General features: G+C 49.1%; 12 protein-coding genes. 1 reads left to right on the forward strand and 11 read right to left on the reverse strand.

Annotation, left to right across the window (positions count from 1 at the left end):
• Positions 1-102: 102 nt before the first annotated feature.
• Complete coding sequence (locus tag F458_RS0109740) at positions 103-981, reverse strand: M23 family metallopeptidase (RefSeq protein WP_018983226.1); 879 nt, start codon at positions 979-981, stop codon at positions 103-105.
• A 311-nt stretch (positions 982-1,292) separates the two neighbouring features.
• On the opposite strand from F458_RS0109740, the gene F458_RS0109745 reads away from it, so the two are divergent.
• Positions 1,293-3,125: a DUF5060 domain-containing protein gene (locus F458_RS0109745; RefSeq protein WP_018983227.1), complete on the forward strand. Its 1,833-nt coding sequence runs from the start codon at positions 1,293-1,295 to the stop codon at positions 3,123-3,125.
• Positions 3,126-3,176: 51 nt separating this feature from the next.
• Here the strand turns inward: F458_RS0109745 and F458_RS20450 are convergent.
• The 10 genes from F458_RS20450 to murD all read right to left on the reverse strand — a co-directional run bounded on the left by F458_RS20450 (position 3,177) and on the right by murD (position 14,941).
• Positions 3,177-4,402 (reverse strand): IS3 family transposase gene (locus F458_RS20450; protein WP_232362650.1). Its coding sequence is split into 2 segments (ribosomal slippage): positions 3,177-4,036 and positions 4,036-4,402, totalling 1,227 coding nucleotides; the frame shifts between segments, so codons are not numbered across the junction.
• A 95-nt stretch (positions 4,403-4,497) separates the two neighbouring features.
• Entirely contained in the window at positions 4,498-5,409 is a 912-nt protein-coding gene (lpxC, locus tag F458_RS0109760; protein ID WP_018983230.1) for a UDP-3-O-acyl-N-acetylglucosamine deacetylase, read from the reverse strand.
• 150 nt (positions 5,410-5,559) lie between these two features.
• Complete coding sequence (ftsZ, locus tag F458_RS0109765) at positions 5,560-6,732, reverse strand: cell division protein FtsZ (protein ID WP_018983231.1); 1,173 nt, start codon at positions 6,730-6,732, stop codon at positions 5,560-5,562.
• Between the two features lie 112 nt (positions 6,733-6,844).
• The gene (gene ftsA / locus F458_RS0109770; protein ID WP_018983232.1) at positions 6,845-8,074 is read right to left on the reverse strand and encodes a cell division protein FtsA; all 1,230 of its coding nucleotides are present in this window, start codon (positions 8,072-8,074) and stop codon (positions 6,845-6,847) included.
• A 19-nt stretch (positions 8,075-8,093) separates the two neighbouring features.
• Positions 8,094-8,843 carry a cell division protein FtsQ/DivIB gene (locus tag F458_RS0109775; RefSeq protein WP_018983233.1) on the reverse strand — a complete coding sequence of 250 codons (750 nt, stop codon included), beginning with the start codon at positions 8,841-8,843 and terminating at the stop codon, positions 8,094-8,096.
• 4 nt (positions 8,844-8,847) lie between these two features.
• On the reverse strand, positions 8,848-9,807 hold the full coding sequence (locus F458_RS0109780; RefSeq protein WP_018983234.1) for a D-alanine--D-alanine ligase: 960 nt from the start codon (positions 9,805-9,807) through the stop codon (positions 8,848-8,850).
• The gene (gene murC, locus F458_RS0109785) at positions 9,807-11,252 is read right to left on the reverse strand and encodes a UDP-N-acetylmuramate--L-alanine ligase (protein WP_018983235.1); all 1,446 of its coding nucleotides are present in this window, start codon (positions 11,250-11,252) and stop codon (positions 9,807-9,809) included. Before murC ends, F458_RS0109780 begins: the two co-directional genes overlap by 1 nt.
• Entirely contained in the window at positions 11,252-12,325 is a 1,074-nt protein-coding gene (gene murG / locus F458_RS0109790; protein WP_018983236.1) for an undecaprenyldiphospho-muramoylpentapeptide beta-N-acetylglucosaminyltransferase, read from the reverse strand. The genes murC and murG overlap by 1 nt, the downstream gene beginning before the upstream one ends.
• Entirely contained in the window at positions 12,318-13,634 is a 1,317-nt protein-coding gene (gene ftsW, locus F458_RS0109795) for a cell division protein FtsW (protein ID WP_026294607.1), read from the reverse strand. The genes murG and ftsW overlap by 8 nt, the downstream gene beginning before the upstream one ends.
• On the reverse strand, positions 13,634-14,941 hold the full coding sequence (gene murD, locus F458_RS0109800; protein WP_018983238.1) for a UDP-N-acetylmuramoyl-L-alanine--D-glutamate ligase: 1,308 nt from the start codon (positions 14,939-14,941) through the stop codon (positions 13,634-13,636). The genes ftsW and murD overlap by 1 nt, the downstream gene beginning before the upstream one ends.
• Between the last annotated feature and the right edge of the window lie 5 nt (positions 14,942-14,946).

Below are 14,946 nucleotides of genomic sequence, written 5' to 3' on the forward strand. Positions count from 1 at the left end.
TAAGAGGGCGCCTGTTCGGCACTTCCTCGATGTTTTAGAAAAATGACACCTTACTTGAGTTACGTAAGGCTCGCCACCCTAACTTATCAGTTTACTTATTGTTTATTGTCGGGTGAACGGAAGAGGATCGACAGGCTGGCCGTTTCTTATTACTTCATAATGGACATGCGCACCGGTAGAGCGGCCGGTATTGCCCATGCGGGCGATAGCCTGGCCTTTGGTAACCACATCGCCGATAGCAACGTCAATTGACTGATTATGACCATAACGGGTCACGAACCCGTCTTTATGCTCTACTTCAACCAAATTACCATAACCGTATCGTTTGCCCGCCCAGGTAACAATACCCGCTGCGGTCGCGATAACGGCATCTCCGGCTGAACCTGCGAAGTCTAAACCTTCGTGCATCGCGGGTTTATCAGTGAATGGGTCGGCGCGCATACCGTAGTAAGAAGACAGCCAGCCAGACTCTACCGGTCTTCCCGATAACTGGCTTTGTTGATGAATATGGTGCCCTTTAACCAGACTTTCAAGCATGGCAATCTGGCGCGACTTTTCATCTATCGACGCCCGCACTGCCGCGAAATCAGTGGAAAAAGAGCCAGTCACATCCATCGGTTCAGATTCGACATTTTCAGCAAAAGCATCAAGCTCTTCTGCTTTCATACCTAACTGCTCTGCCAACTGTCCGGCTTTCATATCAAGCAGTGACAGTCGACTGTTTAATTCGGCGAGTTGTGACACCAACACTGACAATGATGCATCGGTGCGTGCTTGCAGCGCCTGCACCGCCGCACGGTCTTTTTCATTCCATTGCTCGGCAAGTGCCAGCCGGGCTATATCTTCACTAACCAGATTGGTGGACCGACTGGAAACCAGCATCAACAAAGAAGAAAGCACAGTAAGACTCACCAGTGTACGAACACTGATGGCATACCGATAGCGCTTTTTTCTGCCAATAAGGTTTATGGTTAGTTTCATGTCACAACACGTAAATTTATTTTCGCACCTAGTTTACCGCTGTTAGCGCTAATGAACAAATACGATTGAGACACTCAGTCATGTTTCTGTATAAAACAGCGCTGACCGCTGCGCCGGCAATGTCCCATGTTTTCTCTAAATGTGAATGATCTGCAGCATCACAACAGTAAAAATACGGCAATTTACGTTGTTTCAGGTAAGACTGTTGGTCTCAAACCAGCGTCATGGGGCGAAGCCCCAGGCCGGAAATTACTTTACATAAACTTCCAATGTAAATAGGATGTAAACGCTTACAATTTTTGGATAACCCTATGTTCAACTTAAAGTCCTGTGTTTTACGTATTGTATTAGCAGTCTTTTTTCTTGCGCCTGTCGCCTTGTCCGGGTGCCAGCTTAAATCAAAAGCCCTCCCCTCGGTTGAACAGTGGCGGCCCCTTACCCTTAGTTTTCACGGCCCGGATACCTCAGAGCGGGCTGATGAGAATCCATTTACTGATTACCGGTTATGGGTGCGGTTTACCCATAAAGAAAGTGAAAAAATTGTCAGAGGTTTTTATGCAGCGGATGGCGATGCGGCACAAACCAGCGCCGGGGAAGGCAACGTCTGGCAGGTTCGATTTAGCCCGGATAAGCCGGGTTCCTGGCATTATGAAGCGTTTTTGTACACCGGTGACAATGTTGCTATAACGCAGGATTTGAACGCCGGTACACAAATTGAGTTAGCCCGGGCCAGCGGACACTTTTCGGTGACCCGGGCCGCGGCCCAGGCGCCAGGCTTTTATCGTGCAGGACGCCTGCACACACAGGGGCGCTATTATAAAACTGAAGGGAATGATAAGTACTGGCTTAAAGGTGGTACCAACAGCCCGGAAAATTTACTGGCATTTAAAGATTTTGATCAGACCTACCGCACCAATCAGCAGAACCGGGATGGCGAGGCCGCCAGCGGCACGCAGATACATCACTTCGAGCCACATGCGCGCGACTGGCAAGCAGGGGATCCTGCCTGGAAAGCAAACAAAGGCAAAAACCTTGTCGGTCTGATGAATTACCTTGCGGATATGGGCATGAATAGTGCCTATTTTCTTACGCTTAACCTGCAGGGTGATGGCAAAGATGTCTGGCCATTTATCGAACCAACAATCTATGACAGATTCGACGTAAGCAAACTGGAGCAGTGGAATATTGTATTTACACATATGCAATCACTGGGCATTGCCCTGCACATCGTGCTGCAGGAAACAGAAAACGAGCGGCTTTTGGACAACGGTGACACCGGCCCTCTTCGCCAACTCTACCTGCAAGAGTTGATAGCACGGTTCGGGCATCATCCCGGACTTATCTGGAATCTTGGCGAAGAAAACGGGCCCGCTGAATTTTCACCTGATGCGCAGACCGATCAACAGCGAATTGCAATGGCCAATTTTATTAAGGATGCGGATCCCTATAAACACCCTGTGATTATCCATACTCATTCCACTCCTGAATCGAAGAACGAGATTCTCACCCCGCTGTTGGGTCTTACAGCGCTGGACGGGTTGTCCTTTCAGGTAAATCATCGTGAGCAGGTAAATGATGAAATTCGCAAATGGTTGAATAAGTCATTCTCTCATAAACAGCCATGGGCAATTACCATGGATGAAATTGGCGAATGGATGGACGGAGCGAAAACAGATGAGGTAGACCCAACCCATGACTCCCTTCGACGTCACGCCTTATGGGGCACTATTTTGGCCGGTGGTGCTGGTGTTGAATGGTATTTTGGTGCGCATCAGGACCATAATGATCTCACAGCAGAAGACCTTCGCTCACGGCACAACTTATGGCGTCAAACTAAAATAGCACTGGATTTTTTCCGCCAGCACACGCGTTTTTGGGAAATGCAGCCAATGCATCAGCTGCAGCGCGAATCTGAGTTATATGGATCTGCAGAGCCGGGACACCGCTATGTCCTTTACCTGATGCAAGATGCACCGGTTTCACTGACATTGCCCGATAAGCAGAATTACACACTGGCTTGGTTTGACCCGGTTGAGGGCGGCCAGCTAATTAATCATCCGGAACTGCTCACCGGCGGCACCATCACCCTGCCTTCCGCTCCTTCTGACAAAGATTGGGTAGCGTTAATTGAGAAATCTGAGTAGTTGTTTTCTATATTGATATTGACCCGTCCTAAATTATGTTGACGGTTTTAACTAAGCCAGTTGCACCTCGCAACTGGCTTTTTTATGCACCTCATTTGGGGTTTTCATGCCCAAGCTAAGGTGCGGCCTGTATTCATTATAGATTGCAATCGATTGCCTTACCGCGCGCTTCAACTCCTCACCAGTTTTGCACTTCGTTAGTAAAAACTCATGCTTAAGGATGCCGTTAATCCGCTCCGCAAGTGCGTTCTGGTAGCAATCATAACCATCGGTCATGGAGGGCGTAATCGAGCTGGATGCGAGCTGGTTTTGATACGCCTGTGAACAGTACTGACTGCCTCTATCAGAGTGATGAATTAATGGAGCCTGACTTATTCGTCCTGTCGTCGCTCGCTTTAGCGCACGCCCGATATCTGTCGCCGTCATACTTTGAGAAACGTCATACCCCATGATTTTTCGGCTATAAGCATCTGTTACTAGTGACAAATAATGAACTCCAGCATCAGTGTCGACATAGGTGATATCGCTAACAAACACCTGCTCAGGCCGGCTTACAACCAGCTCCTTTAATAAGTTAGGGTACTTCTTCATCCAGTGTTTACTGTCGGTGGTTTTATGGTAATTCCGCGGCTTTTTCACCAGCAAGTGATGATTGCGCAGATAGTTAAAAAGTCCATCCCGGCCGAGTTTGATCCCAGACGCTTCTAGCTTAGGCTTGATCAAGTAATACAGCTTACGAGTGCCTAGCCTCGGCATGAAGCGTCGTATCTCCTGAACCATGCTGAGAACTGGCATCAATGTCTCTGCTCTTGCCTGGTAACGGCTCTCAGCTTGATAAACAGACTGCCGGGATATTCCCATCACACGGCACAGTTGCGATAAGCTTATTTGAGCTTGGCTCTGGAGTCTCCTAACCCCATGTCGACAAGCTTTTTTCGTAGGTGGGTTCTTTGTGTCGTATCGATGTAATCAATCATTTCATTGAGTACCAGGTTACGAACTTTCTCGTCTTCAAGCTTACGCTCTAGCTCTTTGATACGTTGCTCTGGAGTTGGGTTAGAAATAGTCATAAGTGTTAACCTCGGGCGATGCCAGTCTTGCCGCCCATGCTTGCGAAGCCACACTAATACAGTGCTTCTGCCTTGTATTCCATATTTAGCTTGTGCTTGCTTGTAAGTCAACTCGCCTTTTTCTACCTGCTCTACAACGGCTAATTTAAAGGCTATTGTGTAATCTCGTTGAGTACGCTTAGAGATTGATTTGGTTGAATTTCCCATAATAAGTCTCCGATCTGTCAACTTATTCCAGGACGGGTCATATAAATACAAAAAAGCCGCTGGAAATCAGCGGCTTTTTCAACGGTAGCTCTTTACTAAGCAAGAACCGGCTCAGCGTAACGTATGGGCATTTCTTCAGGGTTTTCGTAGGTAATGAACTCCCACGCATCCTGTGTTTTAAGTACCTGGTTGAGCAGCTTATTGTTCAGACCATGGCCTGTTTTAAAGGCACGAAGTTCTCCAATAATACTGTGTCCGCCCAGGTATAAATCACCCACGGCATCGAGAATCTTATGCTTCAGGAATTCGTCATCATAACGCAGCCCTTCCGGATTCAGAACGCGAAACTCATCCAGTGCCACAGCATTTTCCATGCTGGCGCCCAGGGCAAGATTATTGGCGTTCATATACTCAACATCACGCATAAATCCAAATGTGCGGGCACGGCTAACTTCACTGACATATGAACAGCTGTCAAAGTCCATGACCATATGTTGCCGCGTCTGACTAATTACCGGATGGTCAAAGTCGATTTTAAAGTCGACCCGAAAACCATCATGGGGCACCAGCTCAGCCCACTTGTCTCCATCTTCTACGCGCACCGGCTTTTTGATACGGATAAAGCGTTTTGGCGCGTTCAGCTCTTCAATGCCTGCAGATTGCAGGAGAAAAATAAACGGGCTTGCACTACCGTCCATGATAGGCAGCTCGTGGCTGTTCACTTCCACAATGATATTGTCAATGCCTAGCCCGGCCAATGCCGAAGCCAGATGCTCAACAGTGTGGATGCTAACGCCATCTTCATTATTAACACACGTACACAACACGGTGTCACCGACAGCATCAGCGCGCGCAGGAATGTCTACAAATGGGTCCAGGTCGATACGCCGAAACACAATTCCCGTGTTTGCAGGCGCAGGCCGGAGAGTCATGGTGACCTTTTCCCCTTTGTGCAAACCAATTCCAGTTTCCTGAACCGGGTTTTTGATTGTACGTTGTCTAATCATCGTTTGCTTTTACCTATTCAAAAAGCGGTCGCGTATCATACAGATAAAATCGCGCCATGTCAAAACTGTGCCAGGTTGACATAGACTTCATGTTGTCGGACCACATGACAACATACCGCTATTTAATGTAAACGCAGAACCGACTAAATGTCAGTCCGCTTGTTTACGCAGGAATGCCGGGATATCCAGATATTCCAAATCGTTGTTAGGCTGCGCTTCGTCATCAGCTTTCAACGCCTGGTTACCATCGGTACCACCAACGCTGGCGCGACCCTGGCTTTGGTTCTCATTGTTGCCGCCAAACTCGCGAGCTGAAGACTGCATACGTGAGCCCTCTGAGCTAACCAGCGAAATATCTGGTTTTTTCTCTGCGCCGATGCCGGTGGCCACAACAGTAACCCGAAGTTCGTCGGTCATCTCCATATCGATAACCGTACCGACAACCACGGTGGCATTTTCTGACGCAAATGCCTTAACAGCATTACCTACGGTCTCAAACTCATCAATTGCAAAATCAGGGCCAGCTGTAATATTAACCAGAATACCCCGCGCACCTGATAAATCGATATCTTCAAGAAGCGGGCTGGCAATAGCGGCTTCTGCTGCTTCTTCAGCGCGGTCCGGGCCAGAGGCTGCACCACTGCCCATCATCGCTTTACCCATCTCAGACATCACAGTGCGAACATCTGCAAAGTCAACGTTGATAAGGCCTGGACGTGTGATCAACTCGGCAATACCCTGCACGGCACCACGCAGAACATCGTTTGCTGCGCTGAACGCCTGTAATAATGGCGTGCCCGGGCCCATCACTTTCAATAGTTTTTCGTTCGGTATAGTAATTAGAGAATCAACATTGTTCGCAAGTTCAATAATTCCTTGCTCGGCAAACGCTGTGCGCTTTTTACCTTCAAATGGGAAAGGTTTAGTCACTACTGCAACCGTAAGGATTCCCATTTCCCGTGCAATTTTTGCAACCTCAGGGGCTGCACCTGTTCCGGTACCGCCGCCCATACCGGCAGTAATGAAGACCATGTCAGCTCCATCAAGAGACTGCCTGATCGTTTCGCGATCTTCCTGAGCGGCATCCCGACCTACATTTGGATCAGCTCCGGCCCCCAGGCCTTTGGTAACATTAGAGCCGATTTGCAAAGTAACATCGGCATTTGAACTGCGTAATACCTGCGCATCAGTATTTACCGCTATAAATTCAACACCCTCAATGCTTTGCGAAACCATGTGTTCTACAGCATTGTTACCGCCGCCACCGACGCCGATAACTTTTATTACGGCTTCTTCGCCGTGACTATCCATTAATTCAAACATACTTACTCTCCGGTTGTACGTCTTCAAACACTAAATCACTACAGTTACTGCAGACCTCTGGCTTCCGTGTCGGCCTTATATAGTGACCTTAGCGCCCCCAAAATTTAAAAAACTAAAATTCACCTTTGAACCAGCTTTGCACCCGGTGTAAAAATGTCTCCACCGGTTTCGGCTTACTGGTTTTCTTATTTTCTGACTGCAGTTTGCCGTATTGTAGTAAACCTACCACTGTGGCAAAACCAGCATCATCAGTATATTCGGACAACCCTTTTATCTCGATGGGTTTGCCCACACGCACGGGCATTTGGAATAACTCTTCAGCAAATTCTACTGCACCTTCCATCTTGGCGGTTCCGCCAGTCAGTACGAGCCCTGCTGCAATTTGTTCTTCCAGGCCACTGGCACGAATTTCATCGTGCACTAATTCAAACAGTTCCTGGTACCGCGGCTCAATAACTTCCGCCAGCGTATGTCTGGACATGGCTCTTGCCGGCCGTCCGCCAACGCTTGGTACCTCTATGTTATCTTCCATGCTCACCATGTCTTTCAGCGCGCATGCGTATTTAACCTTTATTTCTTCTGCATTACTGATAGGCGTGCGAAAAATTTTCGCAATATCGCTGGTAATCTGATTACCTGCTACCGGAATTACGGCGGTGTGGCGAATAGCCCCATCTGTGTAGATAACGATATCCATGGTGCCCCCACCAATATCAACCACACACACGCCCAACTCTTTTTCATCATCAGTTAATACGGCATAACTGGACGCAAGGGCCGAAAAAATCACCTGATCAGCCTGTAAATCACAGCGTTCGATGCATTTGGTCAGATTTTTCGCCATATCATCGGCACAGGTAATGATGTGCGCATCGGCCTCCATTCTGACCCCAGACATCCCTATGGGATTTTTGATGCCTTCCTGAACATCAATAGTGTATTCCTGCGGCAGGACGTGCAGTAACCGTCGCTCTGCGGCAATAGGCACAGAGCGCGCTGCATGAATGACATTATCGACATCTTCCTGCGTTACTTCCTGGTTATTAATGGGCACCATGCCGTTTTCATTTTGGCATTTCACATGCCGGCCTGAAATTGACATCAATACTGATGACACCCGGCAATCAGCCATAAGCTCCATTTCGCTTACAGCACTTTGTACTGACTTAACTACCAGATTAAGATCATTTACACCGCCTTTATCCATCCCCTTGGATGCATGGGTGCCCACGCCAACAATGCTGATTTGGCCGTCATGTAGGGCTTCGCCTACGACGGCCTTCACCTGACTGGTTCCGATATCCAGTCCGACGATCAAATTGCGTTCAGCCGGTTTTGACATGGTTACTTATACTCTCTTACTAACTTTGTTTGTTATCGTTTTCATCAGTCTGCCATCCTACTGCAAGCCCGGTGTCGTACCGTAAATCCACGTACTTCACTGGTTTCTCTTGCTTGCTCAACAGCGGAAAGACATCAATAAATCGTTGTAATCGATCAATAAACTTCTGACGCCCAAGATTCAATTTCACGCCGCTTTTTAACTGTACCTGCCAGGCAAAACGCTCGCTGAGCGATAACTCTGCGATGCTCATATCTGCGATGCTCATAGAAGATGTCGCCAACAATGACTTCATCGCGTTATAACCTTCCAAAGCAGTTTTCTCACTACCACCGGGCCCGAATAATCGCGGCAGACTCAGTGTGATACCTTCTGTTTCAAAGGTATCGCCGTACGGGTTAAGCAGCATATCGTCATTCCACTGTGCAACAGGTTGCTGCTCAACCAAGTAAATTTTCAACGTGTTAGGCCACTGTTTACGCACTGACGCCCGATATACCCAGGGCTGCGATTCAACCAGCTCGAAAACATCGTTAACATCAAGCTCAAAAAAACTGCCAGGCTGAGAGCGCCGAATTTTTTGTTCTAACCGACCAATATCAATGTGCTGATAGTCACCGGAAAAATTAATAACCTGAACCGGCATTCTCTGCTCATCTTTGAGCCAGTCTGTCACCACTAATGCGCTGTAGGTTAATCCACCCAGCACCGCCAGTAAGAAAACAACTCCCCCCCAAAACCGGGCTTGCTCGCGACTCAGCAAGGCCATTGCTCTACTCTTGCTCTGCCAGTACATCTGGCATACTGGTCTCCAATATAGCCCGCGTCAATGCATCGAACTCGATCCCGGCAACCCGGGCCGCTTTTGGCACCAGACTTTTTTCCGTCATGCCCGGAACCGTATTTGATTCTAATAAGCAAAATCGCCCGGCGTTGTCCTGCATAATATCAACGCGGCCCCAGCCTCTGCCAGAAAGCGCATAGAAGGCGTCGGTGGCCAGTTGCGCCAGTTCAGCCTCTTGTTTGTCACTCAAACCGCTGGGGCAAAAATATTCTGTCGTATCGTCGTGATACTTGGCTGCGTAATCATAAAAAGTGTGGGGGGTAGACATTCGAATAGACGGCAGAGCCCGACCCTGGATCAACGATACAGTAAACTCCGGGCCGTCAATGAACTGTTCCAGCAGGACTTGATTATCATATTTAAAAGCGTCCTGAATGGCAGTTTCGAGTTGTTTAGCGCTAGTCACTTTCGCCATACCGATACTCGAGCCTTCACGAGCCGGTTTAACCATGACTTTATTCCCCAACTTTTCCATTATAGCGCCGCATGATCCAGCTTCAAAGCCTGTTTTATCAGCAATTTGATATTTCGCGGTAGGTAGTCCGCGGCTTTCCCAAATTTGCTTACTCCGAATTTTATCCATGGACAATGCAGAGCCTAAAACCCCGCTGCCGGTGTAAGGAATCCCCAGCCATTCCAGAGCGCCCTGGACCGTGCCATCTTCGCCACCTCTACCATGCAGCATGATGATCACGCGATCAACCTTTTCTTTAATTAAATCAGTTAATTGAGATTCTGCAGGATCAAATCCAATAGCGTCCACAGATTGCCGTTTCAGACTTTGTAAAACTGCTTTGCCTGAACGAAGCGACACTTCACGTTCAGCCGAATTGCCTCCGAGCAGGACAGCAACACGACCAAAATCATTCGCCTGATACTGGTCATTCATTATTTTTTCTCATCCAAAAAATTTTTGGGTTCCATCTTTTTCTCTGCCAGATATCCGGCTATCTGACCAATATTGCCCGCACCCTGAGTCATAACCACGTCATTATCCTGCAAAATATTAGCCAGAAGCACGGGTAAGTTTTCCTTATCACCAACATAAACCGGCTCTAATTGACCACGGACCCGCATAGAACGGCATAGTGATTTGCTGTCGGCCCCTTCAATGGGCGTTTCACTGGCCGGATACACATCAAGCATAAGCAACACATCGACCTGAGAAAGTACCTCGACAAAATCTTCGTAAAGGTCGCGGGTGCGCGAAAATCGATGGGGCTGATAGACCATCACCAGGCGTTGTTCTGGCCAGTTGGCGCGGGCTGCAGCGATAGTAGCGGCTACCTCTGTAGGATGATGGCCATAATCATCGACCAGGGTTAATGAGCCTGCGGATGTGGTAAATTCACCAAGCATTTCAAAGCGCCGTCCAATTCCGCCAAATTCTGCAAGGGCCCGGCTAATAGCTTTATCATCCACACCTTCATCTGTAGCAACGGCGATCGCAGCCAGCGCATTAAGTACATTGTGCCGGCCACTTAAATTTAACGTTACATCTAATGCAGATGCGTCTTTGCGAATAACGGTAAAACGTGCCTGATTGAATCCCAGAATGACATCTTCAGCGCGAACATCATTGTGCGCCTCAAAGCCATAGGTAAGAACACTACGCCCAATTCTATCCCGGATAGCCTGAATATTTTTATCATCACCACACATAATCGCCTGCCCGTAAAACGGCAGGTTGTGCAGAAAGTCCACATAAGCGTCTTTCATCCGATTGAAGTCGCCTTCGTAGGTATCCATGTGGTCAGCTTCAATATTGGTTACCACCGCAACCATGGGTTGAAGGTGCAAAAATGAAGCATCACTTTCATCGGCCTCTGCTATCAGATAACGACTTTTGCCCAGACGGGCATTGGTACCGGCACTGTTAAGCAGGCCGCCAATAACAAAGGTTGGATCCAATTCAGCTTCAGCGAAAATCGTCGAAATCAGGCTGGTAGTGGTGGTTTTGCCATGGGTCCCGGCAATAGCCACACCGTGGCGAAAGCGCATAAGTTCAGCGAGCATTTCAGCCCGGCGGATAATGGGAATGCGGTGCTCCCGGGCGTAACAGACTTCCGGGTTACTTTCGTTGATGGCACTGGAGACCACCACCACGTCAGCACCGACAACGTTGTCGCTGGCATGGCCGATGAAGATCTCCGCGCCCAGCCTGGTGAGCCGTTCGGTCATCTTGCCGGTCTGAATATCAGACCCTGCAATCTGATATCCTTCGTTCGCCAGTACCTCAGCGATTCCGCCCATACCGGCGCCGCCGATACCGATAAAAAATATCTTGTTTACTTTCCGCATCTGCGGACTTTGAAACGGCGTTTCTAAAACCATCAGGCCGTATCTCCTACCAGTTTTGCGCACTGGTTTACTACTTGTTCAGTTGCATCGATGATAGCCAGTTCGCGGGCTTTTTTACCCCGCGCTAGGCATTGCTGAGGATGCGCTATCCAATGAGCAATTACATCGGGTAATTCGTTTGCGAGTTTATCCTGAGGGATAAGCGTGGCCGCCTGGGCATTAACCAGCGCCGCGGCATTTTTTGTCTGATGATCATCCACCGCATGAGGTAAAGGCACAAACACAGCGGATAAACCGGCTGCGGCCACCTCCGCTACGGTGAGTGCGCCCGCCCGGCAGATAATGACATCCGCCCAATCGTAGGCGTGCGCCATATCATCTATAAACTCGGTGACTTTCCAGGTACACCGGGCCTGACTATATGCTTCTGTAAGCGCCGCTTTATGCCCTTTACCACTTTGATGCCACACATCTACCTGGTCGTAGGGCAACAACGCTAGGGGAACCTGGTTATTTAAGGGTAACGAGCCAAGGCTTCCGCCGATAACCAAAACTCTCAGCGGTGAGTGAACTCTTGCTTTCGCATTCAGAGTACGTATTTCATTGCGGATAGGGTTTCCCACCACCACACATTTTTTTTCTGCATCGCCAAATTGCGCTGCAGCCTCTTTAAAACCAAGCAGGATGCGATGAGCAATACGGCCTAACAGTTTGTTCGTCATCCCTGCTGCGGCATTTTGCTCATGAATAATCAACGGGACCCGGGCAAGGCGGGCTGCCACACCGCCCGGGCCACTGGCATAACCACCGAAACCAATAACCAGGTCCGGCTGTATTCTTGTGATCAGTTGCTTGGCTTTGACCAAACTTTCAGCTAACGCCCAGAGACCTTTTAGGCCTTCCGTGGGACCTTTGCCGCGAAGACCTTTCACGGGCAGAAAATGCAGTGTAAAACCATGTTGAGGAACCACATCCGCTTCCATTCTTTCTGCTGTGCCAAGCCATTCAATATGCCAGCCCGCCTCTTGTAGCGCATGAGCTACCGCTAATGCCGGGAAGACATGACCGCCGGTACCGCCGGCCATGATCAAACAACGTTTAGTCATGCACAGCCTCCTGCTCAACATCACTGAGCATAGATTTAACCTGCGCTTTGCTTTGACGTTCGTTTACCGGATCTGACTCTTGCCCGTCGGTATTCTTACTCCCAAGCCGTGCGGCAGACTTGTTATTTTTGGATGAGTCTATGGCGTCTACCCGTAACTCAAAGTCGATGCGAATTAGCAGAGAGATAGCAACCATCATTACAATCAGACTGGTTCCGCCATAGCTGATAAGTGGCAGTGTGAGACCCTTAGTGGGCACGATTCCAACGCTGGCACCAACATTTACTGCGGTCTGAAAGCTCAACCAGATGCCGATACCATAAGCCAGATAACCTTCAAACGGTCGTCCGGCCTGCAACGCAAGATTGCCGATTCGCAGCGCTCGTAAAACCAGGAACAGAATGAGCGCTAGGATAACCATTACGCCGGCAAACCCGAGCTCTTCAGCCAGAATCGCCATAATAAAATCAGAATGCGCCTGAGTCAGAAACTCCAGCTTTTGGTAGCTGTTACCCAACCCCTGACCAAACCAGCTGCCTCGCCCGTAAGCCATTAATGACTGGGTTAACTGGTAGCCACTGCCAAAGGGATCAGCCCAGGGATCCAGAAAGGACGTAACCCGCCGCAGGCGATACTCTTCCATTACTATCAGGCCCACGACAGCAGCCAGACCAACAAATACCACACCAAAAAATTGCCACAGTCTGGCGCCCGCTAAAAATAGCAACCCCATGGTTGTGGTAAGCATAACGACCACGGTGCCAAAATCGGGTTGCATCAATAGCATTATCGCAACAAAAAACAGCACAACCAGGGGTTTGAAAAAGCCTTTGAGATTCTCTGTGACTTCTTCATAGCGCCGCACCAGATAGCCCGCCAGATAAGCAAAGAAAAATAATTTGGCCGGCTCAGCCGGTTGTAGTGTCATCGGCCCGATAACAATCCAGCGCGTACTCCCGTTAATGCTTTTGCCCACCAGTAAAACGGCCAACAGCAACCCCATAGCAAGCAGCAATAAATAGGGGTTGAAAATCCGCCAGAAGCGCATCGGAATCTGCAATACGATGCCACCAGCGATGAGCGACAACACCAAATAAATACTGTGCCGAATGGAAAAGAAAAACGGGTTGCCGTACTCGCGTTCAGCTACCGGCATAGAGGCCGAAGTCACAACGATAAGACCAATGGACATTAATGCCAGAGTTACCAATACCAAAGGCTTATCGTAAATATTGGCCGGTGCAGAAGCAGCCGGAGCGCCGTGTCGGGCGCTGAAAAGTTCGCTTAACCGGGCGTTCACGCTGGCAATCACTTACACACCTCCGCTACAGCCTGTCTGAACACCTCAGCCCGGTGTTCATAGTTATCAAACATATCCAGGCTGGCACAGGCCGGGGATAACAGTACCGTATCGCCGGCACGACTGTGGGTGGATGCCTGTTCAACAGCTTCACGCATGCTGGTTACTTCTAATGCTTTATGGTGCAGCGCCGCAATAGCAGGTCCATCTTTTCCCAGCGTGATTAACAGATCAATGTGCTGGTTGAGCGAATCGCTAAGCGCGCTTAGATCGGCGCCTTTACTGTCGCCACCAGCAATAAGAATAAGCTTGCCTGAAGTAGCGTGGCGCAAACCAGTGATGGCTGCAAGCGTCGCGCCCACATTGGTTGCTTTAGAATCATCAATCCAGCTGACGCTATTACTGTCAGCGATTTTAACGCAACGATGGGGTACCGGCTGAAAATCGTAGACTGCCTCTGCCGCAGCCTGAATATCCATACCGGCATGTAACGCCAGTCCTAGCGCAGCCTGAATATTTAAAATGTTGTGCGTACCGGTTAATTGTACCCGGGATAAATCAACCACTTTCTCATTCTGCCAGGTAATCCAGTTGTCGGATATGCCAAAATCGTCACTATGTACTCCAGCGGAAAATTCCGTCACCTGGACGGTAAGCGCCAGCGGGTAGGTTATTTGCTGATCACGCCAGGCTACGGCATGCAGGGTGTTATTATAAATTCGCTGCTTGGCATCGCTGTATGCAGCGAGTGTTTTATGCCGATCTAAATGGTCATCGCTGATATTTAAAATGGTTGCGGCCTGCAAACATAAAGACTCAGTAGTCTCAAGCTGAAAGCTGGAGAGCTCCAAAACCACATAGTCCGGTGCCTGCCCCAGCGTACTAAGTGCCGGGGTGCCCACATTCCCTGCGGCTATCGCATTGAGACCGCCCGCCTTAAGAATGTGTGTTACCAACAAAGTAACGGTCGTTTTGCCATTTGAACCTGTAATACCAATAACCGGCGCAGAGTTATACCGGGCGAATAACTCTATCTCACCAATCAGCACCACCCCGCTCTCGCGGGCCGCGCATAAGGCTGGATGGGATAATGCCAGCCCGGGTGAGACCACAGCGATATCCACGTCCTGCCAGAAATTATCCGGCAGCGAACCTTTAAAAAATGGCACATCTGCCCAGTCAGGGACGACGATATCTTCCCGTGAATCCCAGACAGTCACAGGGATAGATCTTTCGATGAAAAAACGCACGCAGGCCTGCCCGCTCTTACCAAAGCCAGCGACAACGACATTTTTATTCTCGAACCTATCCATCATTTTAT

Origin of the sequence: Salinimonas chungwhensis DSM 16280, assembly GCF_000378185.1 — a bacterium.
In the GTDB taxonomy this organism is placed as follows: Bacteria; Pseudomonadota; Gammaproteobacteria; order Enterobacterales; family Alteromonadaceae; genus Alteromonas; species Alteromonas chungwhensis.